Here is a 21,236-nt window from a genome sequence, read left to right on the forward strand (position 1 = left end):
TTGGAATAGAGATTAGACGGGCTATAATGCGGCGCAACAAATGCACTCGTAGCTCAGCTGGATAGAGTACTCGGCTACGAACCGAGCGGTCACAGGTTCGAATCCTGTCGAGTGCACCATTTAAAGGTCAGTTACAGCAATGTAAGTGACCTGCTTCAACCAGGTGTGATCTGGTCTAACAAACACAATTGCACTCGTAGCTCAGCTGGATAGAGTACTCGGCTACGAACCGAGCGGTCACAGGTTCGAATCCTGTCGAGTGCACCAATTAAGAGTTGGTTACAGCAATGTAAGTAACTCGGCTTCAGCCAGTTGTGGTCTGGTCTAAAAACACAAAATGCACTCGTAGCTCAGCTGGATAGAGTACTCGGCTACGAACCGAGCGGTCACAGGTTCGAATCCTGTCGAGTGCACCATATACCGAAAAGCCCGCGTTTAACGCGGGCTTTTTGCTGTCCGGGATTTGGCTTTCGCCTTCACGCATCCTCTCTCATCAAAATCGACTTGAGCACTTCGGCCTCGTTTGAGGTCGTATCGATAACTCGTCGTCGATGTCCGAATATTCACCTTGTCCGGTTTGCCGAGCGCGCTTTCCACATCTTGCTGACTCATGCCGGCAATCACGCGGCGATTGATGATTGCTTCACGGCGCTGCCTGGCGTCGATCAGGTTTCCGCATTTGTCTTCTTTGCGGCCAACAATGTTCGGTTCGCGGCCAGTGGTTTTCATACCGGATATTTCTTCGTGGTTGTGTTCCGGCATGATTGCGACGACCGATCCGGGGGAGTAGGGGTGGACTTCCTGCACTGAAAGTCTTTCATTGTTCGCGCAACTCATCGACGTGAATGTGATGCTCCCGTCAGGGGCCTCGCAACGATGGAGGCTGGTTGCAGCCCCGGCAGGCGGCAGGCAGAGCAGGCTGGTGAGTACAAGGCGGTATGTTTTCGATGGCATTCGGCGTCCTCCATGACGATCTTCGTTCAAGGGTAGTCGCTACAATTTTCCCTGCTGTTGTGTTTTCTTTTCAGGATGAGTCGTCGCATGTGCACGGATCAGGATGGCGCTCAGGTTTATCTCGCAAGCGCTTGTTTCAGCCACGATTTATTAACGTTTTAAACCGTCAGGCGGTGTATCATTGCGCCCGTCAGCCCCGCCGGGGCTTATGGAAAACCTCCATGGACTTACCCAGTAGTTACTCAGTATCCCGTTTTACCAATCATGAATTGACTGATTGATCCTTCCGGCGTGCCCCGCTGCTGGGAGTGGAGTTCGCCTATGTCTGAAATCGAAGTAAAGAAAACACAAGAAAGCCTGCAGGACCGCCTGGCTCAGGTCGTCGAGTTATTGCAGCGCCAACGGGTCGTCGAAGACCTGACTCATCGCCAGGAAGGCGCGCATCAAGACCGGGTGGAAAACCTGGTTCACCGGCAAAATCTGGTCGAGCTGCAACGCAAGCTCGATGATTTGCACTCCGCCGACGTCGCCTACATTCTTGAAGCCTTGCCGCTGGACGATCGTCTGACGCTCTGGCAATTGGTCAAGGCTGATCGCGACGGCGACATTCTTCTCGAAGTATCCGATTCCGTCCGTGAAACGCTGATCGCCGACATGGATGATCACGAGCTCCTGGCTGCCGCCAAGGACATGGACGCCGACGAACTTGCTGACCTGGCTTCAGAGCTACCGCGAGACGTCGTTCATGGGCTGATGGAGAGCCTGGATAACCAGCAGCGCGAGCGTGTGCGTTCGGCCCTGTCCTATGACGAGGAGCAGGTCGGTGCGCTGATGGACTTCGAGATGGTGACCATCCGTGAGGATGTCAGCCTCGAAGTGGTATTGCGTTACCTGCGCCGCCTCAAAGAGCTTCCTGGTCACACCGACAAGCTGTTCGTGGTCGATTACGACGGCGTGCTCAAGGGTGTGCTGCCGATCAAGCGTTTGCTGGTCAATGATCCGGAGAAACAGGTTGCCGACGTGATGGCCAGCGATCCGGTGAGTTTCCACCCGGACGAAGACGCCTACGACGCCGCTCAGGCGTTCGAGCGTTACGACTTGATCTCCGCCCCTGTGGTGGACAAGAACGGCAAGCTGATCGGCCGTTTGACCATCGACGAAATGGTCGACCTGATTCGTGAAGAGAGCGAAAGCGAAGTTCTCAACATGGCCGGTCTGCGTGAAGAGGAAGATATCTTCGCCTCGGTGTGGAAATCACTACGCAACCGTTGGGCGTGGCTGGCGATCAACTTGATCACCGCGTTCATCGCCTCTCGGGTGATTGGCTTGTTCGAAGGCTCGATCGAGAAACTGGTGGCGCTCGCGGCATTGATGCCGATTGTGGCGGGTATCGGCGGCAACTCCGGTAATCAGACGATCACCATGATTGTGCGTGCCATGGCGCTGGATCAGGTCAGCACCGGCAACACTTCACGTTTGATGCGCAAAGAGTTGGCAGTCGGGCTGATCAACGGTCTGGTCTGGGGTGGGGTGATTGGCGTAGTCGCTTACCTGCTCTATGGCAGTTGGTCGCTGGGTGTGGTGATGACGGCGGCGATGACGCTCAATCTGTTGCTCGCTGCACTGATGGGGGTGTTTATCCCCATGACCCTTGCGAAGATGGGTCGCGATCCGGCAATGGGTGCCAGCGTGATGATCACCGCAGTGACGGACAGCGGTGGTTTCTTCATCTTCCTGGGGTTGGCGACAATCTTCCTGCTCTGATCTGCTGCAAACAGACAGCCCGCCAAGTTGGCGGGCTTTTTTACATCTGTTAAAAATTTCTCCAAGCCAAATTCCAGACGAAAAAAAAGCCAGCAATTATGCTGGCTTGAGATGTTCGATATGGACTCAGGACGCGTCTGCGGCCATTTCGGCGTCGTGGGCGATCAAGGACACCAGTGCGTTCTGTTGACGATGAGACAGTTGGCGGAAGCGTTGCAGCAGTTCGCGTTCGTGCAACGACAGCTCAGGGCTGTCCAGGCGCATGCTCAGCTCTTCGCCCAATGCACCTTCCTGAATAAGACTCTGCTCAAGGCGCGCAATGATTTCAGAGTTCATGCTGCGATGATGATTGCGAGCCACCTCGGCAATGCGTTCACGCATTCCGTCTGGCAGACGTACGACAAACTTGTCAGCCGTACGGCTGGAATAAATTGCCTGTTTCAATGGGCGCATATATTTAACCGGTTAGTTCAGGGGAGCGGTTTTCGGGATTGGCCGCAGGATGTGTGGTAGGACACGCTTCTGCGCCAAATGGTTCAACCTGAATTGTTAAGAGGCCCGCATCATGCCTCAAAATTGCCAGATCATTGGCGTCAATTCTGTGACAAATATTGATCCGGATAAAGGCGTAATGCCAGCACCAATCATCAGAAATGCGGACTGGTTTGAAAACTTTGTCCTGACTCGCATCACTGCCCGCTTCCTGATGCACACCAGTTGATGTCCAAAGACGTCAGAACGTGCATGCTATGTGGCTTTCGATCCTTGTTCCTTATGTGTACAGGATAGTGGCATTTTGCCGATTTACTAGCGCAGAAGCATGCCAGAGGGCGTTTTCAAGATGGATGGCAGGCTTATTTATCTGATGGGACCGTCCGGTGCAGGCAAGGACAGCCTGATTGAGGCTGCCCGTGAGCCCTTGCGCGCGCTTGGCTGCGAAGTGATACGCCGAGTGATTACGCGATCGGCCGAATCGGTAGGCGAGGACGCGATCGGCGTGACGCCGCAAGAGTTCGAAAGACGCCAGCGCGCAGGAGATTTTTCCTTGACGTGGCAGGCTAATGGCCTTGCCTATGGGATACCCGTGCAATTGGATCAATGGCTGAAGGATGGGCGGCATGTGCTGGTAAACGGTTCTCGCGCCAACCTGCGGCAAGCCCTCAAGTGCTACCCGATGCTGGTGCCGGTCTTGCTGACAGTCAAGGATGAGGTGTTGCGTGAACGCCTGCTCAGACGTGGTCGTGAGACGTCTGAGCAAATTGAGGAGAGGCTGGCGCGCAATGCCCTGTTCAAGGACAGGAGATCAACTGACGACGTTGTTTACTTGATAGACAACTCGGGGGACCTCGCTGACGCGGTCAGCCATCTGCTGGGCTTGATTCGACTCAGCGCAGAACCGGATCAAATTTGAACTTGCGCCCGGCCACCAGCGCCAGCACGAACAACACCGCAAATACGCCACCGCCAATCAGGGGCAGGCTGATTTCGGTTTCCTCGAACAGCGAAAAATGCAAAACGCCACTGACTAAGGCGAGGATCAGAAAACCTGCGGCTGATCTGGACATGCTGTACTCCTGAAAATATTTCAAAAAACCAGACGTTCGGTAGCCTGAGTTGACAAGGCCTGCTCAGGCTCGCTGCTGACCGCCTGTGGGGCAAAACCGCGCTGATCGCTTGACACCGCCAACTGCGGCGCTCTTTGCACCTGCAAGTAATGCGGCATGCGTTGAACCACCGACTCCGGCGCAGCACGCTCGGGGCTAAAGTGAAAACCCACCAAAACCGCTAATGCAATTGCGTTTGCAAGCAAGAGAGTGCTGTTCATGGGACGGTGCTCCGGTTGTTCTTCTATGGAACAGACAAAGCAGCCGTCGTGCCAACAGTCTAACCGCTGTTAAGTCCTTTAAAAACAAGGATTTGAGAGTGTTTTTCGGATGTTGCAGGTTGCAATCTGCAATGCTGGCTTTTTGCAGCAGTGCAAAATGCACGGTAAAGCTTCCCGCAGCATTGCAAGGCGCTTGCCTACACTTAAAAAGCCCTACGGACGACATGACAAATCAGGGCTCTGCCGTTAACATGCACGCCGTCCGTCGCGCAGCGTCTGCCCGCGACAACTCAGTGTCTCAGTAGCTCAATTGGATAGAGCATCCCCCTCCTAAGGGGAAGGCTGGCAGTTCGAACCTGCCCTGGGACACCATATTATTCTGGCCTTTACTGGCCATTCTTCTGACGGCTGCGTTGCTCTGCGACAACAGCGGCAGCAGAAGGAGTAAATAGAGCCTCTTTCAGAACGATCTGGAAGGGGCTTTTTCATGCGCGCAAGACTAAGTTTAATTCGCCGCTCCACCGTCGGCTTTGCCAATCGAGGTGCTCACTTCGGTGACATGTCGTCGTCCGTTGACTTCGTAACTGCGCCCATCTCCATCAACGTCCGGCTTGCGCAATGCCAGTTGTGCAAACAGACCGTTCTTTTCGTCGTAGCTTCCAAACCAGTCGACCAGTTTTCCGATGTAGCACTCGTTACCGATAATCACCGGTAAGTCGAAAACATCCTCCAACGTGTATTGCACCGGGCCGTAGCTGTAGTAATCGTTCTCGCCTGCGCCTGTGGCGGGAATTGGGCAAATAGGAGTGCGCTGAGAAGCGCCGTTAGAAGGTTGCGTTTCGTTCGCTTTGGTAATGGCCCGTTTGAGCGTGAGGCGCAGATCAGGTTCCAGTTCGTAAGTGCTGGTGCCGCCGTCTTTGTGTTGTGTAGAGGGCACATTCAGGGAGTAGCTATATCGAACCGTGACGGTAGGTACCTCTCGGTTGATCTTCAGCGGATTGAGCAAATAGACGTGATCGACGCCATAGGCACCGTTTCGGTAGGCCACGTAAATATTGCCGCGAGCCTTGATCCAGTGCACGGATTGATTGGCGCCGCGATCATTGGTGTAAAACAGCGAGCTTTCGGGCTCAGTGGACCTTTTGATAAAACGGTCGCCGTCTCTACGCCAGGTTTCCACATAGGTGAACATACCGGTGCCGCCAGCATAGGTCTGGACGATAAGGTCTCGTTGCCCGTCGCCATCCAGATCCACCAGCGAATAAGAGGTTTGACCTGTTTCGTCCTGACCTTCGATGGCTGAGGCGGTCAACGCTTTCCATTCGTCCGGAGTGACGTCCTTGGGGATGGTTTTGGGAAAGTGCGTTTGCTCGCTTGGGTTGTCTTTGTCCAAATCGCCTGGAAAAGAGGTTTCTTCAAAATCGGTTTGCAGTGATGCAAGCACTCGTTCCACCGCGACTTCTCGATTGGCGCCTTTGCTTGCCCCCAGAAAACTTCGCTGAAGATCTTCCATAACTTGTTTATCGATCCCCGTCGGGTTGTGGGCGACAGCATCCATCTGCTGGGTCTGCAGCAATTTCAGGCGATCACGATAACTATGTTCCAGACACGTAACATCTTCAGCGCAATCGTTGCGCGCTTTCAACCAAAGCCGCTGAGTACGTTTGAGCTCGGGTTGTGCCTCGACAGATGCCTTCATCAAACCCCGATAAACCGTGCCCATCTGCGCATCCAGTTCATACAAACCTTTATTCGCGCAGATAGTGTTTTCAACGGCATTCGCCGCTTTGCTGCATTCCATTGCGCCCGCCGTTGCCTGCTGGAGAAACAGCAGCGCACAGGCGGACACGATGTAGCGTCCTTTGATGTACACGAAGTAAGCCTTGTAGTGAGAGTTGTGCCGGCGCGCAGAGTAATCGCAGTGCGAGGAATCTTGAAGCGCCAGCTTCAGGGAACGCGACTTCTGGCCGATAACCCAAACGGTGACTTCAAAGTCGCGTGAAATCGCTTGATAGCATTTTGCCGCCAGCTATCATCTGCGCGCCCGAAATTGCCCTCACTTCAATTGCCTGGAAATCCTCGATGCTGTCGTATCACCAAAAGCGTTTTCTGATCGTCGATGATTTCTCGGATTTCCGCAGTTCCGTGCGCTCGATGTTGCGTGAGCTGGGCGTCAAGGACGTGGATACCGCCGACACTGGCGAGCAGGCGCTGAAGATGTGTGCGCAGAAGTCCTACGACTTCATCCTGCAGGATTTCCATCTTGGCGACGGCAAGAAGAACGGCCAGCAAGTCCTCGAAGACCTGATGGTGGAAAAGCTCATCAGCCATGAAGCGGTGTTCGTCATGGTCACCGCCGAGACCAGTCAGGCGATGGTGCTCAGTGCCCTGGAGCATGAGCCGGATGCCTACCTGACCAAACCGTTCAACCGCTCGGGCCTGGCTCAGCGCCTTGAGCGTCTGGAGCAGCGCAAGACGTTGCTCAAACCGATTCTGCAAGCCCTTGACCGTGGCAAACCGGTCGAGGTGCTCAATGCCTGCATCGCCCTGTGCAAGCAGGACATTCGTTATTCGCCGCTGTGCCTGCGTTATCGCGCCGATGCGCTGCGCGACCTGAATCAGAACGAAGCGCTGGAGCGTTTGTACGACAGCATCATTGCTGATCGGCCGTTGCCTTGGGCATTCGCCGGGTTGGGCAAGCTGTTGTTCAAGCGCGGCCAGGTTGCACAAGCCAAAGGCGTGTACGAGAAAGCCCTGAAAGTGTTCCCGATGATGCCGTCGCTGTATGACGGCATGGCCGATGTGCTGGTTGCCGAGGGCGATACCAAAGGCGCGCAGCGGGTGCTGGAAGAAGCGATCCGGTTGTCGCCGCTGGCGGTGCGTCGACAGGCGTTGCTGGGCAAACTGGCGATGGCCAACGAAGATTTCGACACCGCCTCGCGGGCTTATCGTCAGGCCGTGGCGCAGGGCGCGCAGTCGCGATTCAAGGATGCGGAAAGCAACCTCGGCCTGGCCCACGCGTTGATCAGCAAAGGCAGCGAGCGCGGTCTCGACACCCGCACACGGCTTGAGATCAACACCACGCTCAGCGCCGTGGCCAAAGAGAACCCGAGCGATCCGGGCCTGCAGATTCGTGCGCGTTTGATGAAGGCCACCAGCCTGCTGCTCAACGATGCCGAAACCGCTGACAAGCTTACCGAGCAAGCGATGATGCGCCTCGATGGCATGGAGCAGTTCATGAGTCCCGAGGCGGCGTTGCTGGTCGCCAAGCAGTTGCAGATGCTCGGTCAGGCCGAGGCGGGTAACTCGATGCTCAAGAGCTGTGCGGAAATCTACGGCGACGATCCGGCGGTGATGAAAGACATCGCCAAGCTCACCGATGACCCGACTATCCTCAGTTCCAGCAACGCCGCCGCCGACCTCAACCGTCAGGGTGTGCGCGTGTACAAGACCGGCAATCTGGTGGAGGCCCGCGAGGTGTTCCGCAAGGCGCTGAAGATGCAACCGAAGAACATCAGTATTGCGCTGAACATGGCCCAGTCGTTGCTGCACGGCACCGACACCAGTGTGCCGTCGGCGGAGCTGGAAGAATGTCGAGCCTGCCTGAAAATGGTCGGCCTGATGCCCGACACCGACGCGCGTCATGCGCGTTATCAGAAGCTGAAAAGCAAGGCGTTTGGCGAATGAACCAAGACGAGCAGGCTCTGGATTTTTCCACGGTGATTGCCTCCACCGTCCACGACATGAAGAACTCGCTGGCCATGCTCATGCAGGCCCACAGCCAATGGCTGGCGCGTTTGCCGCAGGCACAGCGCGAAGGCACGGAGCAGGGCGTGATCGACTTCGAGTTCGCCCACCTCAACGGCATGCTGGTGCAACTGCTCGGGCTGTATAAGCTCGGCGTCAACCAGATGCCGTTGCAGCCGGCGTATCACGAACTTGATGATTTCATCGAGGCGCAACTGGCGGCGCATCAAGAGGTGTTCGCCAGTCGCGGGATCATCGCGACTTATGAAGTTGATCCGCTGAGCCCGCTGGGTTTCTTCGACCGTGAATTGGTCGCTTCGGTGTTGGGCAACTGCATCAATAACGCCATCCGTTACGCCCGCGAGTCGTTGCTGATCACCGTCAGCGACGAGGCCGGGCAATTGGTGATAAGCATCAACGATGACGGCGACGGGTATCCTGCCGCGATGCTCGAGCGTCAGGCCGACTATGTGCAGGGCATCAATCACAGCAGCGGCAGCACCGGGCTAGGCCTGTATTTCGCCAATCGAATTGCGGCGCTGCATCAGCGTAATGGTGTCGAAGGGCGCACTGAAATCCGCAATGGCGGACCGCTGGGCGGCGGAGTGTTCAGTCTCTATCTACCGTGACGCGGGATTTTGTTTGACGCTGCTTGATATTGCGAACAGCCGAAGCCTATTTTGTACGGGTCGCCGTTCGCGGCTCGCACAACAACAAGGATTGCGTCATGACAACCGATGGCCAGCGTTCACTCGCACAGCGACTGACGGGCATTGATGAGATTGAATGTGTCACGCCGGATTTGAACGGCGTGCCACGGGGCAAGGTGATGACCGCCGAGGGTTTCCTCGAAGGGCGGCGTTTGCAGTTGGCGCGGGGTGTGCTGCTGCAATGCATCATGGGCGGTTATCCGCCGGCGCGGTTTTACGGCAGCGATGACGGCGACCTGGCGCTGATTGCCGAGCCAAGCCAGATACACCGTTTGCCGTGGAGCGATGAACCGCGTGCCTTGGCGATTTGCGATGCCGATGAGCTGACCGGCGAAAGCTCCAATCTGTCGACCCGTGGCCAACTCAAGGCCGTCATCGCGCGTTACGCGGCGCGCGGCTTGGCACCGGTGGTGGCGACCGAACTGGAGTTCTTCGTTTTCGCGCCGAACACCGATCCGACCCAACCGTTTCGCCCGCCAGTCGGCCTCGATGGTCGACGCGAGGATGGTTTGTCGGCGTTCAGCGTCAGCTCCAATAATGGTCTGCGGCCGTTCTTCAGCGAAGTGTATAAATGCATGGCGGCCCTCGGCTTGCCGCGCGACACCTTCATGCATGAAATGGGCGTCAGCCAGTTCGAGATCAACCTGCTGCATGGCGATCCGCTGTTGCTGGCCGACCAGACATTCCTGTTCAAGCATCTGCTTAAAGAAGTCGCGCTCAAGCACGGCTTGACCGTGGTGTGCATGGCCAAACCGCTGGCGCACACGCCGGGCAGTTCGATGCACATTCATCAGAGCATCGTCGACATCGCCACGGGCAAAAACGTCTTCAGCGACGAGCACGGTGAGCCGAGCGCGATGTTCCGTCACTTCATCGGCGGGCAACAGGCGGGCATGGCCGATTTCACTGCACTGTTTGCACCGAATGTGAACTCGTACCAGCGCCTGTGCCATCCGTACGCGTCGCCGAACAATGCTTGCTGGTCACACGATAACCGTGCGGCCGGGTTGCGGATTCCGGCCAGTGCGCCGGTCGCTCGTCGGGTGGAAAATCGTTTGCCAGGCGCCGACGCCAACCCCTATCTGGCGATCGCCGCCAGTCTGGCCGCCGGTTTGCATGGCATCGATCATGAGCTTGAACCGAGCGAAGCGATCCAAGGCGAGTTCGCGGTGCCGGACAATCTTTCGCTGCCATGTACCTTGCATGCCGCGCTCGAGCGTCTGAAGCGTAGTCACTTGGCGAGGGAACTGTTTGGACAGGAGTTCATCGAAGGCTACATCGCTTCGAAGACCATGGAATTGACCAGCTTCTTTGATGAAATAACTCCCTGGGAACGGCGTGTTCTAGCAGCCCAGGCCTGACGTACCGTCGTCACCGGGCTATCGTTCTGGTAGCCCGATCTTTACTGCAAGGAGCCGCTCGGAACGCCGATGCGCCAAATCTGGAAATCCTTTCGAGCGCTGTATTTTGCCTCGCTGATGATGTTGATCGGCTCGGGCCTTTTGTCTACTTATCTGGCATTGCGCCTGGCCGCCGAGAATGTCGATGGACTGTGGGTTGGTGCGCTGATGGCGGCCAACTATTTCGGCCTGGTGCTGGGCGGCAAGATCGGCCACCGGTTGATCGCCCGGGTCGGCCATATCCGTGCGTATTCAGCGTGTGCCGGGATCGTCGGTGCCGCGGTGCTTGGCCACGGCATGGTCGATTGGTTGCCAGCGTGGCTGGTGCTGCGGACCATCGTCGGTCTGGGCATGATGTGCCAATACATGGTGATCGAGAGCTGGCTCAACGAGCAGGCTGATGCCAATCAACGTGGGTTGGTGTTCAGCGGCTACATGATTGCTTCGTACCTGGGGCTGGTGCTCGGTCAGCTGATTCTGGTCATGCACCCTGGGCTGGGTCTGGAACTGTTGATGCTGGTCGCGCTGTGCTTTGCCCTGTGTCTGGTGCCGGTGACGCTGACCCGACGGATTCACCCGGCGCCACTGCATCCGGCGCCGATGGAACCGCGCTTCTTCATCAAGCGCGTGCCGCAGTCGTTGAGCACGGTACTCGGTGCGGGATTGATCATCGGCGCGTTCTACGGTCTGGCGCCGTTGTATGCGTCGCAGCAGGGGCTGTCGACCGAGCAGGTCGGTCTGTTCATGGGTAGCTGCATCTTTGCCGGACTGCTGGTGCAGTGGCCGTTGGGCTGGCTGTCCGATCGTTATGATCGCGCGTTGCTGATCCGTTGCTTCGCCGGTTTTCTCGCGGTGGCGGCGTTGCCATTGGCGATCTTGCCGAAGGTGCCGCTGGAGGTGCTGTTTGTGGTCGGCTTCTTCTGTTCGCTGGTGCAGTTCTGCCTTTATCCGTTGGCAGTGGCGTTTTCCAACGACCATGTCGAGGGCGATCGGCGCGTGTCGCTGACGGCGATGCTGCTGGTCACTTACGGGGTGGGTGCGAGTATCGGGCCGCTGCTGGCGGGGGTGCTGATGAAATTTCTCGGCAGCCAGAGCCTGTACGCGTTCTTCAGCTTCTTTGCGGTGGTGCTGGTGTGGCGAATCCGCCCGAAAGCGGTGACCAATCTGCATCAGGTCGACGACGCACCGCTGCATCACGTGGCGATGCCGGACAGCATGTCGAGTTCGCCGCTGGTCGCAGCGCTTGATCCGCGAGTTGATGAGCAGGTGGTGCAGGAGCAGATGCAGAATCCGGTCAGCCCGGATCCAGAGCCTGAGCCTGAAACAGAGCCTGAATCTCCATCTGAGCCAGAAGCAAGCCCCGATGACGACGGCGAAAGACCAACACCGGATATCAGCGGTGCCAGGCCTTGAATAAGGCAGAGCAATCAACTGAGGGTTTGGGAGTTGCGGGGGGCTTTTGTGGCGAGGGGATTTATCCCCGATGGGCTGCGCAGCGGCCCTAGTCCGGCTGACCTGATCTCACTGATACACCGCATTGAATGGTTCTGGGGGGGCTTCGCGCCCCATCGGGGATAAATCCCCTCGCCACAGGGATTTCCTACCGCTTCAATCCTTTGGCAGACATAAAAAAGGGCAATCACCGCGAGGTGACTGCCCTTTTTATTTGCGCGTTCGAATCACATATCGTCTTTATCGAAACGTCGTGCTTCACGCTGCAACTGATAGACAAAACGCTCGACGTTGCGCGCGGCCGGGCCGCTTATGTTGTGGAAGCGCAGACCGGCGAAGGTGATGTTGAGTTTTTCTTCGAAGTGCAGATAACGCAGTTCGACGGAGGTCGGCTGATTGCCGAACAGTGGCGGGGCGATCATGCGGTCGTAGACCTGGCCCAGTTGCAGCCGGTCAGTGATGTCGCCTTCAAAACGCAGTTTGCAACCGGTGGCGGAAATATCCAGCAGCTTGCCGTGGATCGGCGCCTTGAGCTTTTCGCCGCCCAGTTCAACGCTGACCAGATCGGTGAGTTTCAGTGCTGCGCGAAACGCGTTGCGGCGCTGGTGGTAGACCACTTCGGTCGGCATCTCGCCGGTGTAAAAACGGTCGCCGTCGGTTTCTTCGATGTTCAGCGTGCCGGTGCATTCCCAGGCAATGCGCACACCGTCATGAAAGCCTTCAACCCTGAACGGTTCACCGGCCAGCAGAAAGCGTTCGCCATCACGCGGGATCATTTCGTCCAGGGCGATCGAGGCGCTGTCGCGGTCGACTTTGATCAGGTAGCTCTGGAAGCGCTGGCTGCGTTCATGGAACGTGATGATCAGCGGGTCGTGACTGTCTTGCAGTTGACGCAGGTTGCTGGAGATTTCCAGTGGCGTGGTGAGCACCTTTGGTGGCTGCGGAGCATCATCCGCGCTTAGGGCGTTTGGCACGTTCTCTCAATCTCCAGGCAAAATTTGACGATGACTTGCCGGCATTTTGCCAGCATGTTTCGCGTGTTGATAGTGCAGGCACATCGAATGGCTCACGCCTGGCTGAAGGTGCGCGGCTTGACGGGTCTGGCGAAAGTGCCGCTGGCGTCATAAAGCGCTGGCGGTTCGCCCCCGGTGAGGATTTTCAGCTGATTGGACGTCGCGGCCTGCTGGATCTGGATCGACTGGCCATTCTTGACGTTGGCTGCCTGGCACTGGCTGATGAGGTCGGTGAGGGCATCGCCCTGCGTCATCAACTGCTCGCCAATGCTCGACTGGCTGGCCAGTTGCTCGAGGCCCGTGCGGTCAGTCGGCAGGTTCAGGCTGGCGAGGATTTCGCTGCGCTTGCGGCCATGCTGTTCAAGCAGAATGATCAATGCCTGTTTGCGCGCCAGAATTTCTTCCAGCAAGGGCATGTCGCGACCATGCAAAGCGAGGGCTTCGGTTTGCAGTAACTCCAGCAATTGTTGAGCTGGAGCAAAGTCGTCGTTGATCAGTTGCAGTAAATTAGTGTCGTGCATGGCTGGCCTTGGGTTTTAAGCGTCCAAAAGCCTGGCGCAGGCGAAGGCCTAGCGCTGGGCTTCGAAGTTGAGCAGTTTGCTGGCTACACGGTTGCTGTCGACTTTATAGCTGCCATCGGCAATCGCGGCTTTCAACTCGGCCACGCGGGCTTTGTCGACAGCAGGCTGATCGCGCAGCTTGTCAGTGACCTTCTGCAACTGTTGAGCCTCATTGCTGAGGTGTACCGACTCCCCGCTTTTTGCGGTACCGGCCGATTCGGCCGGGGTATTCAGCGGCGCGGAGGTGCCGGTTTCGGCGTTTTCCTTGGCGTTGCTGGTACGCGTACTGCCCGTAAGTGACGAGGAGCTGTTCAAACGGCTGAAATCGATGACCATGATAAAAACCTCTGGGAATTTGGACGCTTGCCATGTTTTCGGCTATTCCCTGGAAAACTTTAGACTCATTTATCAATGAGCTTGCGCGCAGTCCTGCTGCGGCACAGTTTAGGGAACAGCTCGGGTCAGCGCCAGTTTTCCATCACCGTTTACATCGCCACTTCCACTTGGCCCGGCGCGGTGACTTGCGCCTTGATGACCCGTTGCGAGTTGAGGTTTTTCACCCGGATCTGTTCTCTCAAGCCGCCATTGGCCAAGGCTTCGCCGGGCATGCGCACGGCCATCGTACCGCTGCGGGCGGTGATGACGACTTGATCGCCTTTGCGCACGACTTCTGCCTGTTCCAGATGCACCAGGGTAATGACCTGATCGGCTACCGTTGGTCGGGTTAATTTCTGTCCGATCGCGTCGTCTACCGACGTCAAAAAACCTTGATTGATTGTGCTGACATCGCGTTCGCGCAAGGTCACGTCCTGAGGCTCGATAATTCCGGCGCGTTTGAGTGGTCGGGTAGTGGTCACAATCTCGCGAAACAGGCGGACTTGAGCGGGTACGAACACGGTCCAGGGGGAGGCGCCCTCACAGCGAAGTTTGACCGTTACCCGGCCCAAAGGACGTGCCGGACTCTCAAGTGATGCTGTCAATTCCTTGTCGCACATAGGCATGCGCATGCGGGGGTCGAGCTGGTTCACTTCGATTTCGTAGCGCCCTTCCGTTTGACTGGTTGCCAGATAGTCTTCTACGGTGAACTCAAGAAAGCCCTGGGTGACGCCGATAAGCATGTCAGGCATGGTAACCGCATCAGCAACGGCAGGGCTGCCAGCGAAACAGCAGCAAATGGCGGACACCGCGCAAAGCCCTCTGCGGAGGGAAGATGTCAGGCGTCGGAAAAATGTCGTTTGAGCGTTCATACGAGTTAAAAAGCAAGCGCCGTGCCGTTTAGCAATGAATGTGCGTCGCAACAACACTTGGCGTTGGTGTAGGAGTCTGGCATGGCTGGTGTAATGGATTCGGTGAACCAGCGCACGCAACTGGTAGGGCAGAATCGCCTGGAGCTGTTGTTGTTCCGTCTTGACGGGCAGCAGCTCTACGGGATCAACGTGTTCAAGGTTCGGGAAGTGCTGCAATGCCCGTCGCTGACGTTGATGCCCAAGTCCAGTCCTGTCGTGTGCGGGGTGGCAAGTATTCGGGGGGCGACCATTCCGATCCTTGATCTGGCAATGGCGACCGGCTCCGGTGCGTTAAAAGACAAGAACAACCCGTTCGTGATTATCACGGAGTACAACACCAAGACCCAGGGTTTCCTGGTCCGCTCGGTGGAGCGCATCGTCAACATGAACTGGGAAGAGATTCATCCGCCTCCCAAGGGCACGGGTCGCGATCATTACCTGACCGCTGTGACTCGGGTGGACAATCAGTTAGTCGAAATCATCGACGTCGAGAAAGTGCTGGCGGAAGTCGCACCGACGCCGGAAGCGATTTCGGTCGGCGTGGTCGATGTCGAGACCCAGGCCAAGGCGTTGTCGCTGCGGGTGCTGACGGTCGATGACTCGTCGGTGGCACGCAAGCAGGTCTCGCGGTGTCTGCAGACGGTCGGCGTTGAAGTCGTGGCGTTGAACGACGGCAAGCAAGCGCTGGATTACCTGCGCAAGCTGGTCGACGAGGGCAAGAAGCCGGAAGAAGAGTTCCTGATGATGATCTCCGACATCGAGATGCCGGAGATGGACGGGTACACCTTGACGGCGGAAATCCGCAACGACCCACGCATGCAAAAGCTTCATATCATCCTGCATACTTCGTTGTCGGGAGTGTTCAATCAGGCGATGGTCAAGAAAGTCGGTGCCGATGACTTTCTGGCCAAATTCCGGCCTGATGACCTGGCATCCCGGGTAGTCGACCGGATCAAAGCAGCAGATATCAGCTAGGAGCCTTTTGCTCCTGGCGGTCAACACGATTTAAGAGGCGGCATCATTGTCTACGGGTAATTTGGATTTCGAACAGTTCCGGGTCTTCCTGGAAAAAGCCTGTGGCATTTTGCTCGGTGAAAACAAGCAGTACCTGGTCTCGAGCCGTCTCAACAAACTGATGGAAGTGCAAGGCATCAAGTCTCTGGGTGAGCTGGTTCAGCGCATCCAGACCCAGCCGCGCAGCGGTTTGCGCGAGCAGGTGGTCGATGCCATGACGACCAACGAAACCCTGTGGTTTCGTGATACCTATCCGTTTGAAGTCTTGAAGAACAAGGTGCTGCCCGAAGCCATCAAGGCTGCTCCCAACCAGCGTCTGCGGATCTGGTCGGCGGCGTGCTCGTCGGGTCAGGAACCGTATTCGCTGTCGATGTCGATCGACGAGTTCGAGCGCAGCAACCTTGGCCAGTTGAAGATGGGCGTGCAAATCGTTGCCACGGATCTGTCCGGTCTCATGCTGAACAACTGCAAGACCGGCGAGTACGACAGCCTGGCAATCGGTCGCGGCTTGTCGCCTGATCGCTTGCAACGTTACTTCGATCCGAAAGGGCCGGGCCGCTGGGCAATCAAGGCGCCGATCAAGAGTCGAGTGGAATTCCGCTCGTTCAACTTGCTCGACAGCTATGCAGCGCTGGGCAAGTTCGACATCGTGTTTTGCCGCAACGTGTTGATCTACTTCTCTGCTGAAGTGAAGAAAGACATCCTGTTGCGCATCCACAGCACGTTGAAGCCGGGCGGTTATCTGTTCCTTGGCGCTTCCGAAGCGCTGAACGGTTTGCCGGATCATTACCAGATGGTTCAGTGCAGCCCGGGGATTATCTACCAGGCGAAGTAACTGACATCGGCGTCACAAAAAACGGGAGTCCTCAGGGGCTCCCGTTTTTTTGTGCCCGATGCATTTCTCCCTACCTACCCATTCCCCTATGGGAGTGAACTCTGTGGCGAGGGGATTTATCCCCGTTGGGCTGCGAAGCGGCCCCGGCATTTCAAAGTTAAGCCGCGCTGACGACTGCTTCGCAGCCGAACGGGGATAAATCCCCTCGCCACAGGGGCAGGTGGTCTTCTCCAGGCTGCGTGAAGCGGCAGAAAAGCGGCATCCAGCGGAAACCGGTTGCCGCTTTTCTGGCATTGCCGCTTTGCCGATAGCCCGCAAAGCCCCGGTTTTCGGGTGTTTCTTGCATTGGCACGCGGCTTGCTAAAGCTCAGTTACGAAAAACCGGTCACCTGAAGGTTCCCGACATGAGCATCAGCTTCGATAAAGCGCTCGGCATTCACGAAAAGGCTCTGGGCTTCCGCGCCCAGCGTGCCGAAGTGCTGGCCAATAACATCACCAACGCCGATACCCCGAACTACAAGGCTCGGGATCTGGACTTCTCCAAAGTGCTGGAAGCACAGACCGAGAAAACCAAGAGCGGCGGCCACTTCGCCCTGAACATGACCAACAGCCGTCACATCGAAGCTGAAGGGTTGGGCAATGGTGACGAATCGCTGCTGTATCGCACGCCGATGCAACCGTCGATCGACCAGAACACGGTTGACGCCCAGATTGAGCAGTCCAACTACGCGGAAAACGCCGTGGGCTTCCAAGCCAGCTTCACCCTGCTCAACAGTAAATTCAAAGGGCTGGTTTCAGCCCTGCGCGGAGAGTAATCCATGTCCCTGTCTAGCGTTTTCAACATTGCCGGCAGCGGCATGAGCGCACAAACCACGCGTCTGAACACCGTGGCATCGAACATCGCTAACGCCGAAACCGTCTCGTCGAGCATCGACCAGACCTATCGCGCCCGTCACCCGGTATTCGCCACCATGTTTCAGGGCGGCCAGAGCGGCGGCAGCAACTCGCTGTTCCAGAACCAGGACGCTGCGGGGCAGGGCGTGCAGGTGCTCGGTGTGGTCGAAGACCAGAGCAATCTCGAAGCGCGCTACGAGCCGAACCATCCGGCTGCCGATGGCAAGGGCTACGTCTACTACCCGAACGTCAACGTGGTGGAAGAAATGGCTGACATGATTTCCGCGAGCCGGTCCTTCCAGACCAACGCCGAAATGATGAACACCGCCAAAACCATGATGCAGAAAGTACTGACCCTCGGTCAGTAATAAGGGGCGACTGCCATGAGCGTTACCGATACCACCAAAAGCCTCAGCATGAACGACATCCTGGCGAATTCCACGAAGAAGACGAGCAGCACAACTTCGGGTGGCATCGCTTCGGCTACCAACAGCGCGACCGGCGGCCAGGCCCTGGGCAAGGATGCGTTCCTGCAATTGCTGGTCACCCAGCTGAAAAACCAGAACCCGCTCGACCCGCAGGACAACAGCGCGTTCGTTGCCCAGTTGGCGCAGTTCAGCAGCCTTGAAGGCATCACCACGCTGAACTCCACCGTGTCCGGTCTTGCCGGCAACTACAACTCTTCGCAAGCGTTGCAGGCGTCGTCTCTTGTGGGTCGCAACGTGATTGTGCAGACCAACACCGCACAGCTCGACGACCCGACCAAAGGCCTGACCGGTTCGGTAACCGTGCCATCGTCCATCGCGGGCGGCACCGTGACGATCACCGACAAGGACGGCAAAACGGTTCGCACCATCGACCTGGGCAGCCGCGCCGCTGGCGCCGCCAGTTTCACGTGGGATGGCAAGGATAGCAGCGGCACCGTGGTGCCCGTCGGTACTTACACCTTCAAGGCCAACGCACCGATCAACGGCACCGCGACGGACCTGGCGACTTACCTGCCAGCCACGGTCAACAGCGTGACGATCAGCCAGACCGGCGGCGAGCTGATGCTCAACCTGGCCGGCAAGGGCAGCGTCGCCCTGTCCAAAGTACAAACCATTGGTATATAGAGCCGACTAACCGGCACAAAGGAGTGGAATATGTCTTTCAATATCGGCCTTAGCGGTCTCTATGCAGCCAATAAACAACTGGACGTGACCGGCAACAACATCGCCAACGTCGCGACTGCCGGTTTCAAATCTTCCCGTGCAGAGTTTGAAGACGTCTATTCGGCGACCAAACTGGGCAGCGGCAGCAAGGTCATCGGTAACGGTGTGCGCCTGGCTAACGTTTCGCAGCAATTCACCCAGGGTGACATCAACAACACCGGCAACGTGTTGGACATGGGCATCAACGGTTCAGGTTTCTTCACAATGAGCAACAACGGTTCGGTGTCCTACACCCGTGCCGGTACGTTCAAGGTCGACAACGCCGGCTACATCACCAACACCGATTACACCTCGCGTCTGCAAGGTTACGGTGTGGATGCCAACGGCAAGATCATCAACGGTGTGTTGACCGACCTGAAAATCGACACCTCGAACCTGGCACCGAAGTCGACTTCGGCGGTGGGGTCGAGCATCAACTTGAACTCTTCGGCCCCCGTGATCGTTGATACTGGCGCCAACGCGGTCAAGTTCGATCCGACCAAGGTCGAGACTTACACCAAGTCGTTCAGCACCCCGATCTATGATACGCAAGGCAACAAGCACGACATGGATCAGTATGTGGTGAAGACGGGCGAAAACACCTGGAAGGTGTACACGTTGGTGGACGGTCGTAACCCGGATGCGGCAGGCAGCGATCCGACCAAGGTTGACCCGGTTGCTTCGACGCTTACGTTCGACTCTTCCGGCAAGTTGCTTCAGGTAAGCACGCCTAGCACCTTGCCGCCTCCTGCGCCGAACCCGCTCATCAGCAGCGACCTGAAGATGACAGGCTGGGTGCCGGGCAATGTGATTGGCGGTAACTTTGTCCCTAACGGCGCTGCTGCCAACCCGGCGGGTGTGACCATTTCCATGGCCAAGACTACCCAATACAACGCTGACAACTCGCGTACGATCCCGACTCAGGATGGTTACGCCACTGGCCAAATCACGAATCTGACCATCGACGGTACCGGTACGCTGTTTGCCAACTTCAGCAACAACCAAAGCAAGGCTATCGGCCAGGTTGCATTGGCCAGTTTCACCAACGAGCAGGGTTTGCAGGCCGTCGGTGGTACTAGCTGGAAAGAAACTTTTGCTTCGGGTATTCCAGGTTATGACGCGCCCGAAACCGGTACTCTGGGTTCGATTGCTTCCAACTCGCTGGAAGAGTCGAACGTTAACTTGACCAATGAGCTGGTTGATTTGATCAAGGGTCAATCGAACTATCAGGCGAACGCCAAGACTATTTCGACGCAGAGCACGATTATGCAGACCATTATTCAGATGGCTTGATTCTGGGCTTTTGGCTGTACAGGGAGCCCCTCCTTTTGAGGGGCTTTTTTGTGGGTGATTTTTGCTGGTTTTTGGGTGTGTATTCGTTGCTGCGGTTATGGCTGCTTAGGGTTCCGCCCTTACGGCGGGTCACTTTTTTCAGACGCCGAAAAAGTAACCCAAAAGGCTTTGCCCTGACGTTCGGCCCGCTCGCTGGGGCTCGGGGTTCCTTCGCTCCGGGATCCATCCGGGGCAGTCGCCTGCGGTTTGCTTCGCTGCACCTCCTCTCGATGTCCTCCCCGGATGAATCCCGGAACGAAGCCTGCCGACGGGCCTTTGCGATCAAGAGCTGCACTCGAGCTAACGCTCATTGTGTTGAGTGGTGAAGAGCGCTGCGGTCGGCTCTAGTTTTGTGTGAGTTTGGCCCTCACCCTAGCCCTCTCCCGAGGGAGAGGGGGCCGATTTGTGGGGTTTTCAGAAGCTGAGTTCGACACGGTTTTTCAGGTCGGCGTATCTCTCCCAAACACCTCGGTCAGTCCCCTCTCCCTCTGGGAGAGGGCTAGGGTGAGGGGCTTTTGATCTGGCTTTTGCTCTGGCTCTGGCTTTTGATCTTTTGCCCCTTCGGCAGGCCGTGCGGCGAAGTCGCATACATCGAGAGGAGGTGCAGCGCAGCCAACCGGAGGCGATGCCCCCGGATGGACACCGTAGCGAGGGAACACTGAGCCTCAGCGAAGTGCCGTACGCCGGGGCAAAGCCTTTTGGGTTACCTTTTCGGCGTTTGAAAAAGGTGACCCGCCGTAAAGGCGGAACCCTAAGCAGCCATCACCGCAGCATCGGATATGCCCTCAACCCCAAAAAAGAAAACCCCCGACAAACCAGAAGTCTGTCGGGGGTTTTCTTTTGCCTGGAAGTATCAGGCGTTTCGCAACGCCTGATCAGCTCAGCTTATTGGCAAGCTTCGCAATCCGGCTCGTCAATCGCGCAAGCCTTCGGCACTGGAGCGGGACCGGCTGGAGCAGCCAGGACCGAATCTTCACCGTGGTTGCCGCCGCTGGAAACAGCGTTCAGCTTGCCGGTGTTGATGGTCGACTTCTCGGTGCTGGTCGCGGCCAGGGCACGGAGGTAGTAAGTGGTTTTCAGACCACGGTACCAAGCCATGCGGTAGGTGACGTCCAGCTTCTTGCCCGATGCGCCGGCGATGTACAGGTTCAGCGATTGGGCCTGGTCGATCCACTTCTGACGACGGCTGGCCGCGTCAACGATCCACTTGGTGTCCACTTCGAACGCGGTCGCGTTGAGCTCTTTGAGTTCTTGCGGGTT

21 protein-coding genes, 4 tRNA genes and 1 pseudogene are annotated in these 21,236 nt (G+C 57.1%); 16 read left to right on the top strand and 10 right to left on the bottom strand.

The window, feature by feature from the left end; genetic code table 11:
- Positions 1 to 42 precede the first annotated feature (42 nt).
- The 3 genes from ACIQVE_RS26280 to ACIQVE_RS26290 all read left to right on the top strand — a co-directional run bounded on the left by ACIQVE_RS26280 (position 43) and on the right by ACIQVE_RS26290 (position 416).
- Positions 43 to 119 (top strand) — tRNA-Arg (locus tag ACIQVE_RS26280).
- Positions 120 to 190: 71 nt separating this feature from the next.
- A tRNA-Arg gene (locus ACIQVE_RS26285) sits at positions 191 to 267 on the top strand.
- A gap of 72 nt (positions 268 to 339) precedes the next feature.
- Positions 340 to 416, top strand: a tRNA-Arg gene (locus ACIQVE_RS26290).
- A gap of 19 nt (positions 417 to 435) precedes the next feature.
- Here the strand turns inward: ACIQVE_RS26290 and ACIQVE_RS26295 are convergent.
- A complete protein-coding gene (locus ACIQVE_RS26295; protein WP_402814133.1) occupies positions 436 to 954 on the bottom strand; it encodes a cell envelope protein SmpA in 519 nt (172 codons plus the stop codon).
- Positions 955 to 1,275: 321 nt separating this feature from the next.
- On the opposite strand from ACIQVE_RS26295, the gene mgtE reads away from it, so the two are divergent.
- Positions 1,276 to 2,718, top strand: coding sequence for a magnesium transporter (mgtE, locus tag ACIQVE_RS26300; RefSeq protein WP_402814135.1), 1,443 nt, complete (start codon positions 1,276 to 1,278; stop codon positions 2,716 to 2,718).
- Positions 2,719 to 2,844: 126 nt separating this feature from the next.
- Here the strand turns inward: mgtE and ACIQVE_RS26305 are convergent, their stop codons facing one another.
- The gene (locus ACIQVE_RS26305; protein WP_003178899.1) at positions 2,845 to 3,171 is read right to left on the bottom strand and encodes an Arc family DNA-binding protein; all 327 of its coding nucleotides are present in this window, start codon (positions 3,169 to 3,171) and stop codon (positions 2,845 to 2,847) included.
- 388 nt (positions 3,172 to 3,559) lie between these two features.
- Between ACIQVE_RS26305 and phnN the strand changes: the two genes are divergently transcribed.
- Positions 3,560 to 4,129, top strand: coding sequence for a phosphonate metabolism protein/1,5-bisphosphokinase (PRPP-forming) PhnN (phnN, locus tag ACIQVE_RS26310; RefSeq protein WP_402814139.1), 570 nt, complete (start codon positions 3,560 to 3,562; stop codon positions 4,127 to 4,129).
- On the opposite strand, the gene ACIQVE_RS26315 is transcribed toward phnN, so the two are convergent.
- On the bottom strand, positions 4,104 to 4,283 hold the full coding sequence (locus tag ACIQVE_RS26315) for a PA3371 family protein (RefSeq protein ID WP_402814141.1): 180 nt from the start codon (positions 4,281 to 4,283) through the stop codon (positions 4,104 to 4,106). The genes phnN and ACIQVE_RS26315 overlap by 26 nt on opposite strands.
- A gap of 20 nt (positions 4,284 to 4,303) precedes the next feature.
- Positions 4,304 to 4,543: a hypothetical protein gene (locus ACIQVE_RS26320; protein WP_402814143.1), complete on the bottom strand. Its 240-nt coding sequence runs from the start codon at positions 4,541 to 4,543 to the stop codon at positions 4,304 to 4,306.
- 295 nt (positions 4,544 to 4,838) lie between these two features.
- Between ACIQVE_RS26320 and ACIQVE_RS26325 the strand changes: the two genes are divergently transcribed.
- Positions 4,839 to 4,915 (top strand) — tRNA-Arg (locus tag ACIQVE_RS26325).
- 133 nt (positions 4,916 to 5,048) lie between these two features.
- Here ACIQVE_RS26325 and ACIQVE_RS26330 read toward each other — a convergent pair.
- Positions 5,049 to 6,416, bottom strand: a complete 1,368-nt coding sequence (locus ACIQVE_RS26330) for a lysozyme inhibitor LprI family protein (protein WP_402814145.1) — start codon at positions 6,414 to 6,416, stop codon at positions 5,049 to 5,051.
- Positions 6,417 to 6,625: 209 nt separating this feature from the next.
- On the opposite strand from ACIQVE_RS26330, the gene ACIQVE_RS26335 reads away from it, so the two are divergent.
- From ACIQVE_RS26335 to ACIQVE_RS26350, 4 genes are all read left to right on the top strand, one after another.
- Positions 6,626 to 8,230, top strand: coding sequence for a response regulator (locus tag ACIQVE_RS26335; protein ID WP_402814148.1), 1,605 nt, complete (start codon positions 6,626 to 6,628; stop codon positions 8,228 to 8,230).
- On the top strand, positions 8,227 to 8,919 hold the full coding sequence (locus ACIQVE_RS26340) for a sensor histidine kinase (protein WP_402814151.1): 693 nt from the start codon (positions 8,227 to 8,229) through the stop codon (positions 8,917 to 8,919). Before ACIQVE_RS26335 ends, ACIQVE_RS26340 begins: the two co-directional genes overlap by 4 nt.
- 200 nt (positions 8,920 to 9,119) lie before the next feature.
- A complete protein-coding gene (locus ACIQVE_RS26345) occupies positions 9,120 to 10,361 on the top strand; it encodes a glutamine synthetase family protein (protein WP_402814181.1) in 1,242 nt (413 codons plus the stop codon).
- Positions 10,362 to 10,430: 69 nt separating this feature from the next.
- The gene (locus ACIQVE_RS26350) at positions 10,431 to 11,813 is read left to right on the top strand and encodes an MFS transporter (protein WP_402814154.1); all 1,383 of its coding nucleotides are present in this window, start codon (positions 10,431 to 10,433) and stop codon (positions 11,811 to 11,813) included.
- A 266-nt stretch (positions 11,814 to 12,079) separates the two neighbouring features.
- Here ACIQVE_RS26350 and ACIQVE_RS26355 read toward each other — a convergent pair whose 3' ends face one another.
- From ACIQVE_RS26355 to flgA, 4 genes are all read right to left on the bottom strand, one after another.
- A complete protein-coding gene (locus tag ACIQVE_RS26355) occupies positions 12,080 to 12,826 on the bottom strand; it encodes a flagellar brake protein (protein WP_402814156.1) in 747 nt (248 codons plus the stop codon).
- Between the two features lie 92 nt (positions 12,827 to 12,918).
- Positions 12,919 to 13,386 (bottom strand): flagella synthesis protein FlgN, encoded by a 468-nt coding sequence (locus ACIQVE_RS26360; RefSeq protein WP_402814159.1) that lies wholly within the window; start codon positions 13,384 to 13,386, stop codon positions 12,919 to 12,921.
- Positions 13,387 to 13,434: 48 nt separating this feature from the next.
- On the bottom strand, positions 13,435 to 13,761 hold the full coding sequence (gene flgM / locus ACIQVE_RS26365; RefSeq protein WP_402814162.1) for a flagellar biosynthesis anti-sigma factor FlgM: 327 nt from the start codon (positions 13,759 to 13,761) through the stop codon (positions 13,435 to 13,437).
- 149 nt (positions 13,762 to 13,910) lie between these two features.
- Positions 13,911 to 14,672 carry a flagellar basal body P-ring formation chaperone FlgA gene (gene flgA / locus ACIQVE_RS26370; RefSeq protein WP_402814165.1) on the bottom strand — a complete coding sequence of 254 codons (762 nt, stop codon included), beginning with the start codon at positions 14,670 to 14,672 and terminating at the stop codon, positions 13,911 to 13,913.
- Between the two features lie 81 nt (positions 14,673 to 14,753).
- On the opposite strand from flgA, the gene ACIQVE_RS26375 reads away from it, so the two are divergent.
- From ACIQVE_RS26375 to flgE, 6 genes are all read left to right on the top strand, one after another.
- Entirely contained in the window at positions 14,754 to 15,686 is a 933-nt protein-coding gene (locus tag ACIQVE_RS26375; RefSeq protein WP_402814168.1) for a chemotaxis protein CheV, read from the top strand.
- A 46-nt stretch (positions 15,687 to 15,732) separates the two neighbouring features.
- The gene (gene cheR / locus ACIQVE_RS26380; RefSeq protein WP_402814171.1) at positions 15,733 to 16,560 is read left to right on the top strand and encodes a protein-glutamate O-methyltransferase CheR; all 828 of its coding nucleotides are present in this window, start codon (positions 15,733 to 15,735) and stop codon (positions 16,558 to 16,560) included.
- Positions 16,561 to 16,964: 404 nt separating this feature from the next.
- Complete coding sequence (flgB, locus tag ACIQVE_RS26385) at positions 16,965 to 17,375, top strand: flagellar basal body rod protein FlgB (protein WP_150616072.1); 411 nt, start codon at positions 16,965 to 16,967, stop codon at positions 17,373 to 17,375.
- Positions 17,376 to 17,378: 3 nt separating this feature from the next.
- Complete coding sequence (flgC, locus tag ACIQVE_RS26390; RefSeq protein ID WP_042560519.1) at positions 17,379 to 17,822, top strand: flagellar basal body rod protein FlgC; 444 nt, start codon at positions 17,379 to 17,381, stop codon at positions 17,820 to 17,822.
- A 15-nt stretch (positions 17,823 to 17,837) separates the two neighbouring features.
- Positions 17,838 to 18,566 (top strand): flagellar hook assembly protein FlgD, encoded by a 729-nt coding sequence (gene flgD, locus ACIQVE_RS26395; protein WP_402814176.1) that lies wholly within the window; start codon positions 17,838 to 17,840, stop codon positions 18,564 to 18,566.
- Between the two features lie 30 nt (positions 18,567 to 18,596).
- Complete coding sequence (gene flgE / locus ACIQVE_RS26400; RefSeq protein ID WP_402814179.1) at positions 18,597 to 19,937, top strand: flagellar hook protein FlgE; 1,341 nt, start codon at positions 18,597 to 18,599, stop codon at positions 19,935 to 19,937.
- Positions 19,938 to 20,861: 924 nt separating this feature from the next.
- Here flgE and ACIQVE_RS26405 read toward each other — a convergent pair.
- Positions 20,862 to 21,236: pseudogene (locus ACIQVE_RS26405) on the bottom strand (ribonucleoside-diphosphate reductase subunit alpha); the annotation flags it as partial.

The organism is Pseudomonas sp. NPDC098747 (assembly GCF_044760045.1).
Taxonomy (GTDB): domain Bacteria; phylum Pseudomonadota; class Gammaproteobacteria; order Pseudomonadales; family Pseudomonadaceae; genus Aquipseudomonas.